The 17,973-nt window shown below is 35.5% G+C and carries 16 protein-coding genes; 8 read left to right on the forward strand and 8 right to left on the reverse strand.

Annotated elements, in window-relative coordinates; all coding sequences use genetic code 11:
* The first annotated feature begins 31 nt into the window (after positions 1 to 31).
* From Q0L68_RS00360 to Q0L68_RS00370, 3 genes are all read left to right on the forward strand, one after another.
* Positions 32 to 538, forward strand: a complete 507-nt coding sequence (locus Q0L68_RS00360) for a hypothetical protein (RefSeq protein WP_296697767.1) — start codon at positions 32 to 34, stop codon at positions 536 to 538.
* 67 nt (positions 539 to 605) lie between these two features.
* A protein-coding gene (prfB, locus tag Q0L68_RS00365; RefSeq protein WP_296697769.1) for a peptide chain release factor 2 occupies positions 606 to 1,707 on the forward strand; the annotation gives its coding sequence in 2 pieces (ribosomal slippage) (positions 606 to 665 and positions 667 to 1,707; 1,101 coding nt in all).
* A 1,053-nt stretch (positions 1,708 to 2,760) separates the two neighbouring features.
* Positions 2,761 to 3,942, forward strand: a complete 1,182-nt coding sequence (locus Q0L68_RS00370) for an MFS transporter (RefSeq protein WP_296697772.1) — start codon at positions 2,761 to 2,763, stop codon at positions 3,940 to 3,942.
* Here the strand turns inward: Q0L68_RS00370 and Q0L68_RS00375 are convergent.
* The 5 genes from Q0L68_RS00375 to Q0L68_RS00395 form a co-directional block, all read right to left on the reverse strand.
* On the reverse strand, positions 3,936 to 5,288 hold the full coding sequence (locus Q0L68_RS00375; RefSeq protein WP_296697775.1) for a M24 family metallopeptidase: 1,353 nt from the start codon (positions 5,286 to 5,288) through the stop codon (positions 3,936 to 3,938). The two genes, Q0L68_RS00370 and Q0L68_RS00375, sit on opposite strands and share 7 nt — an antisense overlap.
* 68 nt (positions 5,289 to 5,356) lie before the next feature.
* Complete coding sequence (locus tag Q0L68_RS00380; RefSeq protein WP_296697779.1) at positions 5,357 to 6,715, reverse strand: MATE family efflux transporter; 1,359 nt, start codon at positions 6,713 to 6,715, stop codon at positions 5,357 to 5,359.
* A gap of 3 nt (positions 6,716 to 6,718) precedes the next feature.
* Positions 6,719 to 7,261: an NUDIX hydrolase gene (locus Q0L68_RS00385; protein ID WP_296697781.1), complete on the reverse strand. Its 543-nt coding sequence runs from the start codon at positions 7,259 to 7,261 to the stop codon at positions 6,719 to 6,721.
* Between the two features lie 57 nt (positions 7,262 to 7,318).
* A complete protein-coding gene (locus Q0L68_RS00390; protein WP_296697784.1) occupies positions 7,319 to 7,801 on the reverse strand; it encodes an Lrp/AsnC family transcriptional regulator in 483 nt (160 codons plus the stop codon).
* 209 nt (positions 7,802 to 8,010) lie between these two features.
* A complete protein-coding gene (locus tag Q0L68_RS00395; protein WP_296697787.1) occupies positions 8,011 to 9,210 on the reverse strand; it encodes a tol-pal system protein YbgF in 1,200 nt (399 codons plus the stop codon).
* 74 nt (positions 9,211 to 9,284) lie between these two features.
* On the opposite strand from Q0L68_RS00395, the gene Q0L68_RS00400 reads away from it, so the two are divergent.
* Positions 9,285 to 9,935, forward strand: a complete 651-nt coding sequence (locus Q0L68_RS00400; RefSeq protein WP_296697791.1) for a sulfate ABC transporter permease — start codon at positions 9,285 to 9,287, stop codon at positions 9,933 to 9,935.
* 44 nt (positions 9,936 to 9,979) lie between these two features.
* Here the strand turns inward: Q0L68_RS00400 and Q0L68_RS00405 are convergent, their stop codons facing one another.
* A complete protein-coding gene (locus Q0L68_RS00405; RefSeq protein ID WP_296697794.1) occupies positions 9,980 to 10,336 on the reverse strand; it encodes a rhodanese-like domain-containing protein in 357 nt (118 codons plus the stop codon).
* Positions 10,337 to 10,364: 28 nt separating this feature from the next.
* A complete protein-coding gene (locus tag Q0L68_RS00410; protein WP_296697796.1) occupies positions 10,365 to 11,171 on the reverse strand; it encodes a sulfite exporter TauE/SafE family protein in 807 nt (268 codons plus the stop codon).
* 217 nt (positions 11,172 to 11,388) lie between these two features.
* On the opposite strand from Q0L68_RS00410, the gene Q0L68_RS00415 reads away from it, so the two are divergent.
* The gene (locus tag Q0L68_RS00415) at positions 11,389 to 12,192 is read left to right on the forward strand and encodes a universal stress protein (RefSeq protein ID WP_296697799.1); all 804 of its coding nucleotides are present in this window, start codon (positions 11,389 to 11,391) and stop codon (positions 12,190 to 12,192) included.
* Here the strand turns inward: Q0L68_RS00415 and Q0L68_RS00420 are convergent, their stop codons facing one another.
* Positions 12,193 to 12,849, reverse strand: a complete 657-nt coding sequence (locus Q0L68_RS00420; protein ID WP_296697802.1) for a Crp/Fnr family transcriptional regulator — start codon at positions 12,847 to 12,849, stop codon at positions 12,193 to 12,195.
* Positions 12,850 to 13,433: 584 nt separating this feature from the next.
* On the opposite strand from Q0L68_RS00420, the gene Q0L68_RS00425 reads away from it, so the two are divergent.
* From Q0L68_RS00425 to Q0L68_RS00435, 3 genes are all read left to right on the forward strand, one after another.
* Positions 13,434 to 14,696, forward strand: a complete 1,263-nt coding sequence (locus Q0L68_RS00425) for an FAD/NAD(P)-binding oxidoreductase (protein WP_296697806.1) — start codon at positions 13,434 to 13,436, stop codon at positions 14,694 to 14,696.
* 145 nt (positions 14,697 to 14,841) lie between these two features.
* Positions 14,842 to 17,256, forward strand: coding sequence for a TonB-dependent receptor (locus tag Q0L68_RS00430; protein ID WP_296697809.1), 2,415 nt, complete (start codon positions 14,842 to 14,844; stop codon positions 17,254 to 17,256).
* A 74-nt stretch (positions 17,257 to 17,330) separates the two neighbouring features.
* Positions 17,331 to 17,957 carry a hypothetical protein gene (locus tag Q0L68_RS00435; RefSeq protein ID WP_296697812.1) on the forward strand — a complete coding sequence of 209 codons (627 nt, stop codon included), beginning with the start codon at positions 17,331 to 17,333 and terminating at the stop codon, positions 17,955 to 17,957.
* Positions 17,958 to 17,973: the final 16 nt, after the last annotated feature.

Consider the following 17,973-nt stretch of genomic DNA (forward strand, 5'->3'; position numbering starts at 1 on the left):
TTTGCTAACTATTAATTGTTTAATTAGCTAAATGAAAAAACTGATCCTTTTTTCTTTTTTTATTCTTCTCAGTTCGATTGCCTTTTCGCAATCCAAAGACTTTATTTTATTAAAAAGAGGAGCCAATCAAAAATCCCAAATTCGCTATTACCCTGGAGAAGAGATTACCTACAAAAGCAAGAAAATAGGCTATTTCATTACCGATGTAATTGAAAAGGTAGATCAGGATTTTATCTACATGAGTGAAAATATTATTTCTCCTTTAGATATTGAAGAAATTGATATTAGACAAAAGGATAAGAGAAATAGAACCTTAAGAGCATTTAACTCATTAATCCTCGGAGCTGGTGTTATTTTAGTTTCAGTAGATATGATCAACAGTATATATCACAATGGCGAAATTTCTATTGATAAAGGGGTGGGAGTAACTTCTGGAATATTATTAGCTACTGGTCTGGCGATGTTACCTTTAAGGTATAAAACCTTCAAACATACAGGTCGAAATCATATTCAAATAATTCTGATGCGAATGGATTAATCAAAATCCTTTAGCATTAACAGATTTTTTTTCTGAATTTTGCCACCTAAATTTCACACCTAGACAGATGACTTCAGAACAACTGAAAGACTTGAAAGCTCGCACCTCGGCTTTAAGGAGGTATCTTTGACTACGATCGTAAGAAAGCAGAAATAGAAGATTTTGAGGCCGTTTCAGCCCAATCTGACTTTTGGAATAATCCGGAAGAAGCAGAAAAAACAATGAAACAAATCCAAGCTCGGAAGACATGGACATCCGCTTTTGAAAACCTCGCAACAATAATTGGAGATCTTGAAGTACTGTATGAGTTTTACAGTGCCGATGAAGTTTCCGAAGAGGAAATCAAATCAGAATTTGAAAAAGCCAAAAATGTCGTCGAAGAACTCGAACTGAAGAAAATGCTTTCTTCAGAAGAAGATCAGCTCAATGCAGTTTTGGAAATTAATCCTGGAGCTGGTGGAACAGAAAGTAATGACTGGGCCTCAATCCTCATGAGGATGTATATTATGTGGGGAGAAAAAAATGGGTATAAAGTCAGAGAGGTGGACGTTCAGCAAGGGGACGTAGCAGGAATCAAATCCTGTACCCTGGAATTTGAAGGCCCACTGGCTTATGGATTTTTGAAATCTGAAACAGGAGTGCACCGTTTGGTCCGTATTTCTCCTTTCGACTCTGGAGGAAGACGCCATACCTCATTTGCATCGGTGTATGCGTACCCTGAAGTTGATGATTCTATCGAAATCGATATTAACCCGGCTGATATTGAATTGCACACTTCCAGATCGGGAGGAGCAGGTGGTCAAAATGTGAACAAGGTTGAAACCAAAGTTCAATTGACCCATAAGCCAACAGGAATCGTGGTAGTATGTCAGATAGAAAGATCCCAGCTTGCCAACAGAGAAAAGGCGATGCAGATGTTGAAATCAAGACTATTTCAATTGGAAGTTGAGAAGAGAAATGCTGAAATCGCTAAAATCGAATCTTCTAAATTGAGAGTGGATTTTGGATCTCAAATAAGAAACTATGTGCTTCACCCTTATAAACTGGTGAAAGACGCAAGGACTGGATTTGAGACTTCCGATACGCAACATGTATTAGATGGAGGTTTAAATGAATTTATGAAAGCCTATCTCCTAGCACAAAGTGAAGAAGAAGTGAATAAAGAGTAGAGAAGTTTTCAGTCGGTAGTGAAACAGTGATCAATAGACAGTTGGACAGTTCTGTTTTGATTTAAGTCATTTCGACCGAAGAGCTTGCCTGCAGAAGGCAGGAAATCTATATTATTCTGCTTTGTGTTTTTTAGTCATTTCGACCGGAGGGAGAAATCTTTGTTAAAAAATTAGATACATAAAGAACAATCATTAAGGCTAGGATCGAATCCTGGCCTTTTTTCTGATCACTTTTTTTTCAAAAGTACTAAGGGTCTTGATTTAAGTCATTTCGTCTAGGGAGCTTGCCTGCGGAAGGAAGGAAATCTCTTACTACCCAAAAGAAAGACCCGGAAGGGGGTCCCATGTTTATAGAAAAGATAAATAATCGAATCTTACGACCCCATCGGGGTCGAATGGGCAGGATATTCCCATAGCTATAAACATACAATCCCTTCGGGATTTTGCAGAAGTACAATTTCTAGCCTAGAAAAAATGAAATGCTTAGTTTCGCAAAATAAGCTTTACCTACTAAAAACTATATCAGGCTAGCACCACAGATAGGATAGTTTTTTAGCCTCAGCTTTTAACCTGAGGCTAGAAATGGGATTGCAATGATGGTTATTGATTTTTCCACAGCTTAAAGCAAATCACAACTTAAAAAGTTTGAGATTATAATTCCTTAGATCAAAGTTCGAGATGACAAATCTAGAACAGCTGGAAGACCCAGAATGGGTCATATATTTATAGAAATAGAATTAAGATTAAAATTCGACCCCGATGGGGTCGAATTATGATTAGGCATCGGTAATTCTAAAAATGTGAAATCCCTTTAGGATTTGGTAGAAAATCATTTTTCGGCTAAAAAATAAGAAACCCCATTTTTCCAGCCAAAACATGAAAATCTTTTTCATTCATTACCCTAAAGCACGGGGCTACTCATTCATTTACCCCGGGTTTAAACCCGGGGATATGGAATTCCTTTCATTAGAGATTCTTGTCTCTTGATTCTTGTTACTAATGTCTTGCTACTTGATTCTCTATCCCAACCTTTTTTCTTAATTTCGAGGCCTGATGCGCATCCTCCCCTCCTTTTTTACGCTTGATTTTTTTCTCCTTTGCTTAAGTTCCTTTTTATTTTTTTCATCCTTCAATATGATTATCCCTGAATTACCAGCCTATTTAAGTTCGCTGGGTGGTGAAGAATATAAAGGATTAATCATTTCATTATTTACTCTTTCGGCAGGTTTGTCAAGACCATTTAGCGGCAAGCTGGCGGATACCGTCGGTAGAAAACCTGTAATGGTCTTTGGAGCCACGGTTTGTTTTATCTCTGGGCTTCTTTATCCTATTTTAAGTTTTGTTGGAGGTTTCCTTTTCTTAAGATTCCTCCATGGCTTTTCTACCGGATTTACCCCTACAGGGATCTCTGCCTATGTTGCTGATATCATCCCTTATCAGAAACGAGGAGAAGCATTAGGTCTTCAGTCGCTTTTCGGCTCTTTAGGAATGGCAGCAGGACCAGCTATTGGCGGATGGATTGCTACTTTTTGGCCCATTGAAATCTTATTCTATTGTTCCGCTTTTACCTCTATACTTTCAATCCTGATCATAATCAGATTAAAAGAAACTTTACAAAATCGGGAAAAAGTATCTCCTCAATTATTCAAGCTAAAAAAAGGTGAAATTATTGAAAAAAGAGTCATTCTTCCTTCTATTGTTCTCCTGCTCTGTGTGTTTTCTTTTGGAACAGTCCTTACAATTATCCCTGATTTTTCAAGCTATCTGGGAATTCAAAATAAGGGATTGTTTTTTGCGGTTTTCACTATCTCTTCTTTAGGCATTAGATTACTCGCAGGAAGAGTCTCTGATAAATTTGGAAGAATCCCTGTTCTGAGAGTGGCGAGTCTTTTGATGGTTTTAGCAATGATTTCCATTGCTTTTTCAACGGACAAAACCTTTTTCTTGACTTCGGGAGTACTTTTTGGTTCAGCCGTTGGAATGTATAGTCCCACAGTGACTGCCTGGGTTGTTGATTTATCCTTAGATAATTTTAGAGGAAGAGCCCTTGCTACCATGTATATAGCATTAGAGGCAGGAATAGGCATTGGAGCAATTGTCTCTGGCTTCTTGTTTTCCAATCAGCCAGAGAACTTTAATTTGGTATTCTTGACAGCAGCTGGGTTTGCATTTATAGCATTTATACTATTACTTTTCTCAAGAAGAAATGGCAAACTCAGTCTATCATTTTATTGATTCAGATAATTTGTAATTCTTGGGATAGCTAAGATTTTTTTCTGGCGACCATTGAAATAATGTACTTTTTCACCATCGAATAAAGCACCTTCCTCCAGCATAATTCTCACTTCTTTGTTCCACTCCTCCACAAAAACAACCGCATTAAGTTCAATAGCATAGCCTGTATTTGCATGAAGTGGAAAATCTCCGGCACCTGGGGTATCTCCTTGGTTATCCCACATTCCTATGGTGGGACCAGCTGAGTGACCATAATATCCCAGTGGATGGGTATAAATGCTTCCATTTATCCCTTCGGCATCCATTTGCTTCCTAGACTCTCTAAGAATCTCATTCCCAGTTCTACCTAAGACAAAATTTTGAGTCAATATATCCTGAACCCGATTTCCAGCCTCAAAAGCCTTTTGTAAAAATTCAGGAACTTCCGTTTCCCCAAATTTCAATACATAAGCCATTTCTTGAGTATCAGTATTCAATCTGAGATAGGTAATACCAAAATCTATGTGAAGAAGATCCCCTGGCATAATTACTTGAGAAGCAGGTTTGCTGGCAAAAGACCTATTTGCTTCCTGAGAGGCAGGATCAGGTCGTTGAATATCAACTGAAGGATGAAACCAAGTATCAAGTTTCATTGATTTAATTTTCTCTCTATACCACCAAACCACATCATCTGTGGTTGTGACGCCAGGTGTAATTACGCTTTCTGATAAACCCTCTTGAACAATCTGATGCGCTATCTCCTGAATATGACGATAGGTTGCAATCTCAGAAGAAGTTCTGGTTTCAAGCCATCTTACTGCCAACGTTTGGGCAGAAACTATATTTGGTTTAAGGTTTTCAGGAAGATAATCATGAAAAATCTGATATTCATTCATAGTCAATCCATCTGCATGACCATAATCTTTGGCATAATTCAATCCAATCTTTTTCGGATTTTTGGCTCTAATCAAATCCATTAGGGCTTCCCATTGATCTGGTTGACTTTCTGGATCCCAAGCTCTCTTAAATGCTTTTCCTACATCATACCTTGCCACTGCGTAAGTTTCTACCGCTGCATTTGGAGCAGGTTGATACATGACTAAAATGGTTCTCCTTCGAGCTGCCATCCATGTTGCAGGAAGAAGTTTTCGAATCACCGGATCTTCATTATACTCTCTTGAAATCACAACCCACATATCAATCCCAGTCTCTGTCATAAGTTCGGGTAGAAGGTTTGTGATCCTATCATCTAACCAACCATCAATAACTTCTGCTTGCTCTCTCTGGGTGAGAACTGCGAAATCCTGTGCAGAAACACTTTGAAAAACTAATAGCACGAATACCAGTGCAAGAAAATTTTTAATCATATCAAGAATATTTAATTCGTTAATATAATTCAATATTCTTTCCAAGAGGATAAAAATGAAATGAAAGGTTAAACTATTGGTAATACTGGCTTGGATAGCATTATTCTCTTTTGGCTTAGTTTTCTGAATCTGAAGTAAAGTAGGAAGGCTGTAATGCTGAGTCCAATCAATAATCCATACCAAATTCCTTTTTCTGCATAGTCAAATTTAAAAGCCAAAAGGTATCCAAGTGGCAGTCCTATTACCCAATAAGCAACCAAGGTCACCAGAGTTGGTATTTTCACATCTTCCATCCCTCTCAATACGCCTAATCCTATCACTTGTGCACCATCAGATAACTGAAATAACCCTGCAATAATCAACAGTGAAGCTGAAAGAGAAATAACCTCTGGATCATCTATATAGAGAGTTGGCAGGTAGGTTCGAAATATGATAAATATCAAAGCCGTTGTAAACATGAAAATCATGGCCATGGCATAAACAACCATTCCAGCTTCTTTCATTGCTTTGAAATTACCCCTTCCAATCTGATTACTTACCCGGATCATACCAGCCGTAGAAAGGCCCGCTGCCATCATATAACTTATTGACGCCAAATTCAATGCAATTTGGTGTCCAGCCAAAGCATTTACTCCTAACCAACCCATCATAATTGCTGCAGAACTAAAGGCACTTACTTCAAAAATATATTGGAAACCTGTTGGTATTCCTACATTAAGAATTCGACTAAACATAGGTAAGCTCCAGTTTTTGAGCCACATGGAAAGATGAAAAACTTGATATCGCTTAGACTTTAGGACGTACCAGCCCATCATAATAGGCATTAATAATCTTGAAATTAAGGTAGCCCATCCAGCACCTAATAGTCCCATTTCAGGGGCACCTAATTTCCCAAAAATCAATACCCAGTTAAGAAAAACATTAACCAGATTGCAAAAAATGGTAATATACATTGCCTGTTTGGTCTGCGATAAACCCTCCGCAAATTGCTTGAAGGTTTGAAAAATCATGAAAGGAAATAAAGATGCTGTAATAATAAACAGGTATGGCACTGTCAATGCCACTACATCATCGGGTTGATCTAAAAAATGCAAGCCCTGTACTATAATTAGGACAAATGAAGTAAGTAAAAAACTGGTAAAAATATTTATCCAAAGACTATGTTGAAACAAATTGAAGATTCTCTTATTTTTTCCTTTTCCTTCAGCTACAGAAACCAAAGGAGTAACTCCCATTGAAACCCCCATTCCAAACATCAGAATTACAAAAAAAATACTGTTCCCTAAGGACGCAGCAGCAAGGGGTAATGCTCCCAGTCTACCTACCATCATAGAATCCGCAACGCCAACGGAAACTTGCCCCAGTTGGCTAAGCATGACTGGAAAAGCAAGATTGAAAGTGATTCGGAAATGATCCTTAATCGTCATTAGTTATACTCCTAAAATACGCGCTACCTTTAGGATACCCGCAATACTGATTCCATCTGTAATTTCACCATTTAAAACCATTTCGAGTGCTTTTTTGAATGGTAGTTTTTTAATGCTTAATACCTCTGTTTCTTCAAATTCAGTTTCTCCTTCTTCAAGATCTTCCGCTAGGAAAACAAACCCTTCCTCATCGGTTACAGAATTGGAAGTATGAATTCTTAATACTTCGGTCCATTTTTGAGCTTTCATACCGGTTTCTTCCTTAAGCTCTCTTTTTGCACTTTCCAAAATATCAACTTCTAAAGGCCCTCCTCCCATCGGAATCTCCCAGGAATAGCAATCTAAAGGATACCGGTATTGCCCAATAAGCCAAGTATTTCCCTGACTATCAACCGGGATTATGCCCAAAGCTTTATTTTTAAATTGGACTTTACCATAGATACCTGGATTTCCAGCTGGATTTATTACTTCATGCTCCTCTACTTTGATCCATGGATTTTCATAGATCTCTTTTATTTTTTGGGTTTTCCAAGGGTTTTGTTCCATACTATTCAAAAAAAAAGGGGTGACAGATAGCACCCCTTTAATAATCTTTATTAATTCTTACGCAGGGATTGGCAAAACTTTCGAATCTTTGAACGTAGACAAAATCACCATTGACTGCATTGAATCTACTTCTTTGATTTCAGAAACTTTCTCCAACATTAGTTTTTGATAAGCAGTAATATCTTTAGAAATAATTTTAAGGATAAAATCTCCTGTACCGGTTATATGATGACACTCGATCACTTCAGGAATTCCATTAATTTCCTTCATGAATGCATCAATATTCCCTTTATTATGTCCGATCAAACTTACTAATACAAATGTGCTTACCCCTAAACCTATTTTTTCTGGATCAAGTTTAGCATGATAGCTCTTAATAATCCCAGATTGCTCTAATTTTTTCACTCTCTCTAAAGTAGGTGCAGGTGAAAGTCCAATGTCTTTGGATAGTTGAGCGTTTGTAATTTTAGCATTACCCTGAAGAATTTCCAGAATTCTTCTATCAATTTTATCAAATTTAATTCTTACGCTATTATCCATGATTTCCTTTTTTACAAAATTTTCTGTTGTGCAAAATTATAATAATTGCTTAAAATTTTAAAGCGTTACAATTTATTTTAATACTCAAATTCGAAATTTTATTAATAAAACAAAGGCTTTTGACAAAGATTCCTACAAAAATACCTCAGCTCTACAAAAATATTCAAATTTTCTCTTGTACTACCATGGAAATTACGAGAGAAATTAATTTAAAGTTTATTCTTTTTGATAAAATCTCTTGCTTCCTGATGAGCGGGGTGTTTTCGCTTTGCATAACGTTTTACTTCTTTAAAATACTGCTTTGCTAAAGCTTTATTTCCTGCTGCTGTTTCCATTTTTCCTAGTTGAACTAAAGAATGCAAGTAATATCCACTTTCTTGAGACTCCGACTCCTCTCCATATGAAACTGTTTTTAAATAATACTTTTTGGCTTCAGCCATATCCCCTATCCTTCTGTTGTATTCTGCAACATAAAATGCTGCATACCTTCCTGAGTTTGCTTCATACCCAACTTGTCCGGAGTCAATACGATCTAATATTTCCATGGATTGATCAAAAGACTCTACCCATCTTCCTACAGTATATAAATGTCTTGCATATGATCTATGGAAATAAGGATTGTTAGGAAATTTCGAATGCAGATATTCTGAAATTCTCAATGCTTCGTATGGCTTCTTTTCCTCAGATGCATAAAGTCTGAATAAAAAATATTGAGCTTCTACTCTGGTATAAAAAGCATTTGTGGCTACTTGTTCCAATTGTTGGAGTCCTAACTCTTTGTCTCCTTTTGGAAACAGCGCCAAAACGGGTCTTAAGAGCGGATAATTTTCTGGAATCCATACTGAAAAATAATTAAACAATGCATCCCCTAATAATAACTCCGGGTTAAATTCTTCTTCTCCTCTACTTAACTCCATGTATTTTAGAGCATTCCTGCCTCCCCAAGCTGCTTTTGTCCATTTCTTTCTTTCTGAATATAATCTACTTTGAAAACCATATCCCGCAGCTAAAAAGAAAGCGGCTTCTTTATTAGTTTCATCTTCATCATAAATAACTTCCGCCTTTTCGATAGCTCTATCGAGGTATTCGATAAAAATATCATCATACTTTTCATTGGTCACATCGACCTCTATTCTCCACCAATAACCTAAAGCCATTAAAAAATCCGGTAATGGATGATCAGGATATTGATACGCCAAAACAGCAAAATCCCTTTCAGCTACAGGAAAGTTAAAATCATACATGCTATTTATTGATTTTGTAACTCTAAACTGTAAGCCTTTATCAAGAAGTAAATATCGAGAAGGCTCAACTCCAAATGTATCTATCGGAGCTGATTGACTAAACGCTATTACTTTGCTGAAAAGTAATATTGAAAACAAACAAATAGTTAATATCTTTTTGTGCATGATTTTTTAATGACTTTGCAAAATTAGATGATATCCCAAACATTATTTTAGATTTGGAATAGAAACCTCTAAAAATGGCTAAACCACTCACTCCAGAAGCACAACGTCTTAAAGACATAATTGATTTCGATAAAAGGACTTATTTTTTTATTTTAGTAATTTTATTCCTGACAATCAGATATTTAACTAATTCTCTGATCTTAGAATCTATTCCAGATTACGATTCACTTGAAAGCAGAGGAGATTTTATGATTTTTCATATTTTCAATGCTCTCAATTATATCTGGACTCCTTTTGCCTTACTCTGGAAGTTCACAGCAATTGCCTTTCTTTTTTGGGTAGGAGCATTTTTTCTTGGATTTAAAGTACCCTATAAAGAGCTCTGGAAGTTTGCTTTGGTGGCCGAAGTGGTTTTTATTTTTCCCGAACTCTTGAGACTATTGATTTTTTTAAACCCATCATCTTCTGTTACTTTTCAAGAAATAGATGAGTTTAGAGCCTTATCATTACTTTCTCTATTGGGTCCTGAAAATATTGCTGACCAATTTCATTATGCTTTAGGTACCATCAACATTTTTGAAATCCTTTATGGAATACTCTGGCTTTACGGTTTTCACATGATCAGTAACAGGAGTCTTGGAGAGAGTTCGATGGTGGTAATTGTTTCCTACTACGTTCCTTTAGCAATTTGGCTTACTTTTTATGTCTTAGTATATAAAGGTTAAAAAAAAGAGCCTGATGGCTCTTTTATTATAAATAAGTTTTTCATTTAGACTATTCCAAATCTCCAGGAAATCAAACCTTTTTCAAGGTTTTTCACATTTTCAAATCCGAGATTTATCATAATTTCGCAAGCTGTTTTACTTCTATTTCCAGATCTACAGTAAACCAAATAGATTTTTTCTTTGGGAAGTTCTTCAACTTGAATTTTGAAGTCGCTGCGCGAAACATCAATATTTATTGCCCCGGGAATCTTTCCTACTACATACTCCCCAAAAGACCTTACATCTATTAAAACACTATTGTTAGAAAGGAATAGATCATAAAATGGACCTGAAGGTAGGTTCTCGTAATTCTTAGGAAAGGAATTTGAAGAGTTAATGACTATATTATTTATGGTTTTCATGTATCATCAATGAATTACTAACCTAGAATTATACAAAAATCAATTCTTTAGAAATAATATAGATTCCCATTGCTAGTACAAACCAACCAAATCCTTTTTTCAACACTTTATCATTGATTTTTTTAGATAATGCGCTTCCAATAAAAATCCCCACAATAGATAATCCAGTGAAAATTAGTAGCATCATCCAATCAATTGGTTGATTGGATACATCGCCCAGAAAACCAATAAGCGACTTAGCCGCAATGATCAACAAGGAAGTGCCAACTGCCTTTTTCATAGGTAGTTTGGCTAATAATACTAATGCAGGAATAATCAAAAAACCACCACCTGCACCTACTATCCCTGTCACTAAACCTACGAGCAGTCCCTCTATTGCAATTAAAGGGAAATTGAATTTTAATTCAGAATCCTCTTTACTTTCATTATTCTTTTTCTCTTTGATCATGGAATATGATGCTGCCAACATGATCAGGGAGAAAAACACCATTATTCCTACACTTTTTGAAACTTCAAATCCTCCTGCTGTGAATAAGGGATCAGGAAGAGCTGGAACAAGAAATTTTCTTGTTAAAAAAACTGCTATAAATGAAGGAATAGCAAAAACTAAAGCAGTTTTATAGTCAACCAATTGTTTTTTCATGTAAGTAAAAGAACCTACAAGAGAGGTACTACCTACGACGAAAAGTGAATAAGCCGTCGCTAAAACCGGCTCAACACTTAAAATATATACAAGAACAGGTACAGTAAGAATAGAGCCGCCTCCCCCTATTAGTCCAAGTGATACTCCGATTATTACTGCAGCCGCAAATCCTATTAAATTAACTAAGTCCATATTTTTTTATCCATCATTGACATGACAAAAGTACAATTGGAATATGCCGTATGTAGTGACAAAAGTTACATTTGATTTTAAAAACTAACTCCTTAAACTAAAAACAACTATGACAATTTTAAGAAACTGATAATAATAAAAATTATAGATTCAATCCTGATTTATATCATAAATCGGTGAAAACATTTTTTGTAATTTGATTGAAAATTAAACGATCATGAAAATTTTAGTCCCCATTGATTTCTCTGAAAATTCGAAAAAAGCATTGGAATTTGCAGTTTCCCTGGCAAAAAGGAAAAATGGATCAATTACTATATTACATGTAATCGAGGCTATTTATGATTTTGCTGCCCAAGCAGCTATCGTCATAGAAGGAATGCATAAAGATGCGGAATCCTATCTCGATGAATTAGTAACACATTACAAAAAAGAAGACGTTCAGGTGCAAGGAATGATAAAAGATGGTACAGTTTCAATTATGACTTCTAAAACAGCTGAAGAAATTAATGCAGATCTCATCGTTATAGGTACTCAAGGTTTAACTGGAATCAAGCGTACCTTACTAGGAAGTACTTCAATCGATGTAATTAAAGCCTCCGAATGTCCTGTTTTACTGATACCTGCCGATGCAAAGGTTAAAAATATAGAGAAAATGACGCTGGCATTAGAGTTTTCTGATCATGAAGAGCCTTTTTTAGAAAGGGTAATTAAAATAAGCAAAAGTTGGGAATTGAAAATAGATTTCCTCCACATTGAGATTCGTCACAATTTTAAGGAAGAATTAACAGTGCTTGGTCTAGAAGCATATGTTCAAAATAAATATCCTGAACTTGACTCAAAATTAGAAACTTTGAAATCCGAAAACTTAATTGATGGTCTGGACAAATACCTTGGAAGAAATAAAAATGTAATATTAGTCATGTGCCATAACCAAAAAAATATTTGGGATCAGATCTTATCCAAGAGCAAGACAATCCAGATGGCATATCATACCCATGTTCCCTTGTTAATTATGAATTGATCATTTATTAATCAATTCTTCGAAATCATCCCGAATATAAATCACATTTCGGCCTAATTCTATCCATTTCTTTTTTTCAAGTTGTTTTAATAACCTTGATATCACTTCTCGTGAAGTCCCTAACTCATTTGCTATTTCTTGGTGAGTTGTGTGCAGTTCATTTGCCTTATGCTGCTTCATTTTAGTAACGATATACCGCATCAAACGCTCATCCATTCTTTTAAAAGCTACAGCATCCAATGCCACCAACATCTCTTGAAATCGGCTTTGATAGGTATTTGAAACAAAATCTTTCCATTGTCTATACTGTTCAGTCCATTGTTCATGGACAGAAACAGGAATCCCTATTAAAGTAGTTTCTTCCTCAACTATTGCTTTGATTTCACTTGGTTTCGATGCTGAACAGCAGGTTAAAGAAAGTGCGCAGGTCTCCCCTGCATCCAAGTAGTATAAAAACAATTCTTTACCCTCTTCATCCATTCTCAAAATCTTAATTGATCCTTCCAAGACTATGGGTACCATCTTTATAAATTGCCCTGGTTCCATTAATATTTTACCTGGAGGCAAATGAAGGATCTGACCTTTATCCAAAATTTCCTGAAGTAATTTTGGGTCGGTAAAATTAGGCAAATAAGATTTAAGCTCTTCTTGATTCATATTAGTCAGTAAAAAATCAAAGTTAAGTTTCAATAAAAAGGATATAGGTGATTTGCATCACATATTGCAAATAAAACCAATCTTTTTAAGGTACAAAACGCTACCTAAATAATTCTGTTCAAAACAAAGTCCATTCTCATGATATGTTACATGCTAGACAACTGAAGGTATTGAATTCAAAAACCCTTCTATCTATTTCTATAATTAATTTCTATAAATAACTGAATTTCATATTATTATATTATGGAAGATATGAATTATTTGAAATTCAAGGCGGCAGATAAAACTCGTCATTTCTTTAACTATGTATTTGAATAACAGGAAGAAGAGGAAAGCTAAAAATGTCGATTTAATCTTAGTGTTTATTCTTTTTTTGGTATTTAATTCCAACTTCCTCAAAAAATCAAACAATGAATCTTTTTCATATTGATTCACAATAAAATTTCATAGTAAAATGGCCTTTTAGAAAATCAGGCAAGGAAAGAATTGAAACAAAAAAATATAGAGAATTTTCTGTAGGTGATAAATGTCACCTTTTACTTCCCAAAGTCTTTTTAAATTTCTCAAAATCAAGTTATCAGCAAATGAACCATTATCAAATACTTATTATCGGAGGAGGAACAGCAGGAATAACTGTTGCAGCTCAACTTAAAAGGAAAGATAAATCCCTTTCAATGGCGATCATAGAGCCTTCTGAAAAACACTACTATCAACCTGCTTGGACACTGGTTGGTGCAGGCACCTACGATTTTAAAGACACCGAAAGAAATGAGGCTGATTATATACCAGATGGAGTGGACTGGTTGAAAGATTATGCCACTGAGATAAATCCTGATTCAAATTCGATTAATACAAAATCTTCAGGTACCATATCTTACGAATACCTAGTAATCGCACCAGGCTTAGTGATGATGCCTGAATTATTACCAGGATTGCCTGAGGCAATGGAAAAAGGAATTGTTTGTAGCAATTATACTGACCCCGAACATACTTGGGAATTACTTCAAAAATTTGAGGGAGGAAATGCAGTTTTCACTCAACCTACCACTCCGATTAAATGTGGTGGAGCACCCCAGAAGATTATGTATTTGGCGGAAGAGCATTTCAGGAGAGCTGGTGTCAGAGAGAAAACAAATGTCATTTTCGCGACTCCCGGAACAGTCATATTTGGAGTGCCAGATTTCGCCAAAACTCTAAATAAAATTATTCATGACCGTGATATTATTTTCAAACCATTTTATGCACCAGTCCGAATTGACCCAGAGAAAAAAGAGATCTTTTTTAGATATTCCAAACCTGGGGAAAATGGATGTGTAGTAACCGAAGGAAATAAAATAGGTGAAGAGATCGTCGGTGAATCAGAAATAAAAATTTCTTTTGATTTTCTTCATTTAGCTCCGCCACAAGGCGCTCCGAAATTCATTAGGGATTCTATAGTATCCATTCAAGATGGAGCCAATAAAGGTTGGATAGATGTCGATATCCACACTTTGCAGCACAAAAGATTCTCAAATATATTCTCTCTCGGAGATGTCGCTGCTTTGCCAACTGCAAAAACTGGAGCAGCCATCAGAAAACAAGCACCTGTAGTGGTAGAAAATCTATTGAAATTGATTCACAGCAACCAGGTAGGTTCTGCATCCTATAATGGGTATTCCTCTTGCCCACTGGTAACAGGATATTCAAAAATGGTCCTAGCAGAGTTTAAATATGATAATGTCAGAGATAGTGATCCCTTGATTTCAAAATTCGTGGATACCACCAAGGAACAATATTCCATGTGGCTACTCAAAAAATATGGGCTGCCCTTTATGTATTGGAATCTAATGCTTAAAGGAAAAGCTTAATGCGGAACCGGTCTAAAATAGACCGGTTTTTTTATTTTTATGCCTTCCAAACCAATTAATCACTTTCTATCTAAAGGAAGATTTATTTGTAATTTCAAACATTTACTTTTCAATATCCAGACCTGTTTAATTCCCTTAAACTTCTATGAGGAAGAAATATTTATTCCTGTTTTCTTTTATCTTTTTCATTTGCTCTTCCTCTTTTGGGCAAATCTTAACAGTCTTTGAAAAAAACACAAATCTTCCTTTACCAGGAGTATTAGTTTTTGGCAATGAGCCCTATCGAAGTTCAGTAACTAATGGAAAAGGCCAAATAGATATTGAGATTTTTTCCAATCAGGGAGAAATTCACTTCCAATTAATGGGATACGAATCTTCTTCATTTTCAATCAAAGAACTAAAAGAGAAAGGTTTTAATGTTTATCTAACACCCGGTCTTATCCTAATGGATCAAGCAATTGTCTCTGGCAGTAGATGGAGGCAAAGCAATCAAGATATACCTGGAAAAGTCAGCGTATTAAACAAAGATTTACTTCAATTAAGATCCCCTTCCAATACCGCAGACTGGTTGGGAAGCAATGGCGATGTTTTTATTCAAAAAAGTCAACAAGGAGGCGGAAGCCCAATGATAAGGGGGTTTTCTGCAAATCGCTTACTTTATGCTGTGGACGGCATACGAATTAACACAGCCATTTTCCGAGGGGGCAATCTTCATAATGTAATTTCTATTGATCCTTTAGCGGTACAAAATACGGAGATTTTATTTGGTCCTGGCTCCGTAATGTTTGGAAGTGATGCTTTAGGAGGCGTCATGGCCTTTGAAACCATAAAACCAAGTTTTTCAGATTCAGGACTTTCAGTCGGCGGGAATCTATTTAGTCGTTTTTCTTCATCTAATAATGAAAAGTCTTTCCATGGAGATATTTCTTTTGCAAAGGAAAAGTGGGCATTCTTAACCAGTGTTTCTCATGTTGATTATGGAGATCTGAAAATGGGTAAAAATGGATCTGATGACTATTTACGGCCTTGGTATGTGATTCCTTCTCGAAACCAAGATCAGGTTTTAGAAAATCCAGATCCTCAAAAACAAAAGACAAGTGGGTATTCTCAGTTGAACATAATGCAAAAAATCCGATTTAAACCTTCCAATAAAACGGATTGGGAATATGCATTTCATTATTCGAAATCTTCAGATATTCCCAGATATGATCGATTGATCGAGGGAACTTATGAAAACCCAAAATATGCGATTTGGAATTACGGGCCTCAGATCTGGATGATGAATCAATTAACATTGAATCAATTAGGAAATGGCAGATTATATGATCAAATGAGTATAAAAATTGCCCAGCAATATTTTGAAGAAAGCAGGCTCAATAGACGATTTAACAACTCTAGTTTATTTGACCGAGTAGAAAAAGTAAATGCTTGGTCCCTAAATGCAGATTGGGTAAAAAATATAAATCAGGAAAGTTTTTTAAGCTATGGAATTGAAACAGTTTATAATAATGTAGAGTCAACAGGAACAGAAATCAATATCCAATCTATGGAGGAAATTCCGGCATCATCCCGATACCCTAAATCAGATTGGACCTCCTTAGCCATTTATAGTACTTACCATGCCCATTTATCAGAAAGTTTAAAATTGCAGACTGGATTACGATATAATCAGGTTTTACTCTCAGCTGATTTTTTATCTAATGATGACTTTTTCCCTCTTCCATATCAAAAGACAACCAATAATAATAATGCATTAACAGGGTCTATTGGCTTAATTTTTAAACCAACTTCCACATGGCTAATTTCTCCACAGCTTTCTACTGGATTTAGAGCTCCCAATGTCGATGACCTAGGTAAATTTTTTGACTCTGAACCAGGAGCTATAATTGTCCCTAATCCAGATTTAAAACCAGAATATGTTTACAATGCAGAAATCAACATCAATAAATTTTGGGGGAATTTCTTAAAAATTGATGCTTCTTTATTTTACACTTTAATGGATAATGCTATGGTAAGAAGGCCATTCCAATTAAATGGATTGGATAGCATCCCTTATGAAGGCGTACAAAGTAAAGTATTGGCAATTCAAAATGCCGCAACCGCTACAGTGTATGGAATTCAAGCTGGAATTGAGTGGTCACCTACCCAAAATTGGCTTTTTTATTCTAAAATAAATTGGCAGAAAGGTGAAGAAGAACTCGATGATGAAAGCACAAGCCCTTCAAGGCATGCCGCTCCCTTATTCGGTTTAACTAGGCTAACTTATTCTAAAAAAAGATTAAAAATTGATTTTAGCAGTATTTACAGTGGAGAAGTTAGTTATGAGGAGATGCCTCTCGATGAAAAAGGTAAGCCTCAACTTTACGCAAAGGATGAAAATGGGAATCCATATTCGCCTTCGTGGGTGACATTCAATCTTCATAGTACTTTTAAAGTGACGAATTTTATTGACCTCATGGCAGGATTAGAAAACATAGGAGATAAAAGATATAGACCCTATAGTTCTGGACTTACTGCATCAGGTAGAAACTTTATTTTTTCATTAAAAGCTAATTTTTAGAAAGTTATCTCGTGAAAAGCTAAAAAATATTCATTGAATTTTACAAATTTGAATAATTCGAATGTTTAGTTTCTGTGAGAAAGACTTATAAAAATTCATTAGCAACAGCTTTTCTATTTATGCTTTTAGCATTGCTTCCTATTTCATGTGATATAGTATGCAATGATACATGTGGTTGTGGTTCTCAGACACAAGTAAATGATTTCAAAATAATTTCTTTTGAGATGCTGACAGTAAATACTCAAGGAGAGGAAGTTAACCCTGAAATACCACAACCCTACCAACAGATTTTAAAAACTTTCAAAATTAAAGACATTGAAGTGCTTTCTAATATTGAGTCTTCCACTTTTGGTGTGCCAGGTGTGGTTTATGCTTGTTCACCAATACCACCCAAATCTCAAGAAAGACTGGAAGATTTAAAATTATTTAATTTAAAAGAGGTAACACTGGGAGATGGAACCGTTTTAAAAGCCGGTGATATCCTAAATGATTTATTTCAAATCAATTATTACTTCGTTTCAGAGACAAAACCTATTGAAGAGTTTCTTTCTGAAAACAATACCCTCTATTTAGATGATTATTACAAATTAACTTTTATTAAAGACCCTAAAAAAGAGGTTATTATTGAGTTCAGTTTGCAGCTCATTTTTGAAAATGGAAGGACTATTTCAGTAAATAATGAGCAACTAAACATCAAATAATTCAAAGTTTTAAAAA

It is taken from the genome of Algoriphagus sp., assembly GCF_024642405.1.
GTDB lineage: Bacteria > Bacteroidota > Bacteroidia > Cytophagales > Cyclobacteriaceae > Algoriphagus.

Bases quoted from the DNA above. Each gene is read 5' to 3' on its own strand.
- Q0L68_RS00360 (WP_296697767.1), top strand. From the start codon at position 32: ATGAAAAAACTGATCCTTTTTTCTTTTTTTATTCTTCTCAGTTCGATT.
- Q0L68_RS00370 (WP_296697772.1), top strand. From the start codon at position 2,761: ATGCGCATCCTCCCCTCCTTTTTTACGCTTGATTTTTTTCTCCTTTGC.
- Q0L68_RS00375 (WP_296697775.1), bottom strand. From the start codon at position 5,288: ATGATTAAAAATTTTCTTGCACTGGTATTCGTGCTATTAGTTTTTCAA.
- Q0L68_RS00380 (WP_296697779.1), bottom strand. From the start codon at position 6,715: ATGACGATTAAGGATCATTTCCGAATCACTTTCAATCTTGCTTTTCCA.
- Q0L68_RS00385 (WP_296697781.1), bottom strand. From the start codon at position 7,261: ATGGAACAAAACCCTTGGAAAACCCAAAAAATAAAAGAGATCTATGAA.
- Q0L68_RS00390 (WP_296697784.1), bottom strand. From the start codon at position 7,801: ATGGATAATAGCGTAAGAATTAAATTTGATAAAATTGATAGAAGAATT.
- Q0L68_RS00395 (WP_296697787.1), bottom strand. From the start codon at position 9,210: ATGCACAAAAAGATATTAACTATTTGTTTGTTTTCAATATTACTTTTC.
- Q0L68_RS00400 (WP_296697791.1), top strand. From the start codon at position 9,285: ATGGCTAAACCACTCACTCCAGAAGCACAACGTCTTAAAGACATAATT.
- Q0L68_RS00405 (WP_296697794.1), bottom strand. From the start codon at position 10,336: ATGAAAACCATAAATAATATAGTCATTAACTCTTCAAATTCCTTTCCT.
- Q0L68_RS00410 (WP_296697796.1), bottom strand. From the start codon at position 11,171: ATGGACTTAGTTAATTTAATAGGATTTGCGGCTGCAGTAATAATCGGA.
- Q0L68_RS00415 (WP_296697799.1), top strand. From the start codon at position 11,389: ATGAAAATTTTAGTCCCCATTGATTTCTCTGAAAATTCGAAAAAAGCA.
- Q0L68_RS00420 (WP_296697802.1), bottom strand. From the start codon at position 12,849: ATGAATCAAGAAGAGCTTAAATCTTATTTGCCTAATTTTACCGACCCA.
- Q0L68_RS00425 (WP_296697806.1), top strand. From the start codon at position 13,434: ATGAACCATTATCAAATACTTATTATCGGAGGAGGAACAGCAGGAATA.
- Q0L68_RS00430 (WP_296697809.1), top strand. From the start codon at position 14,842: ATGAGGAAGAAATATTTATTCCTGTTTTCTTTTATCTTTTTCATTTGC.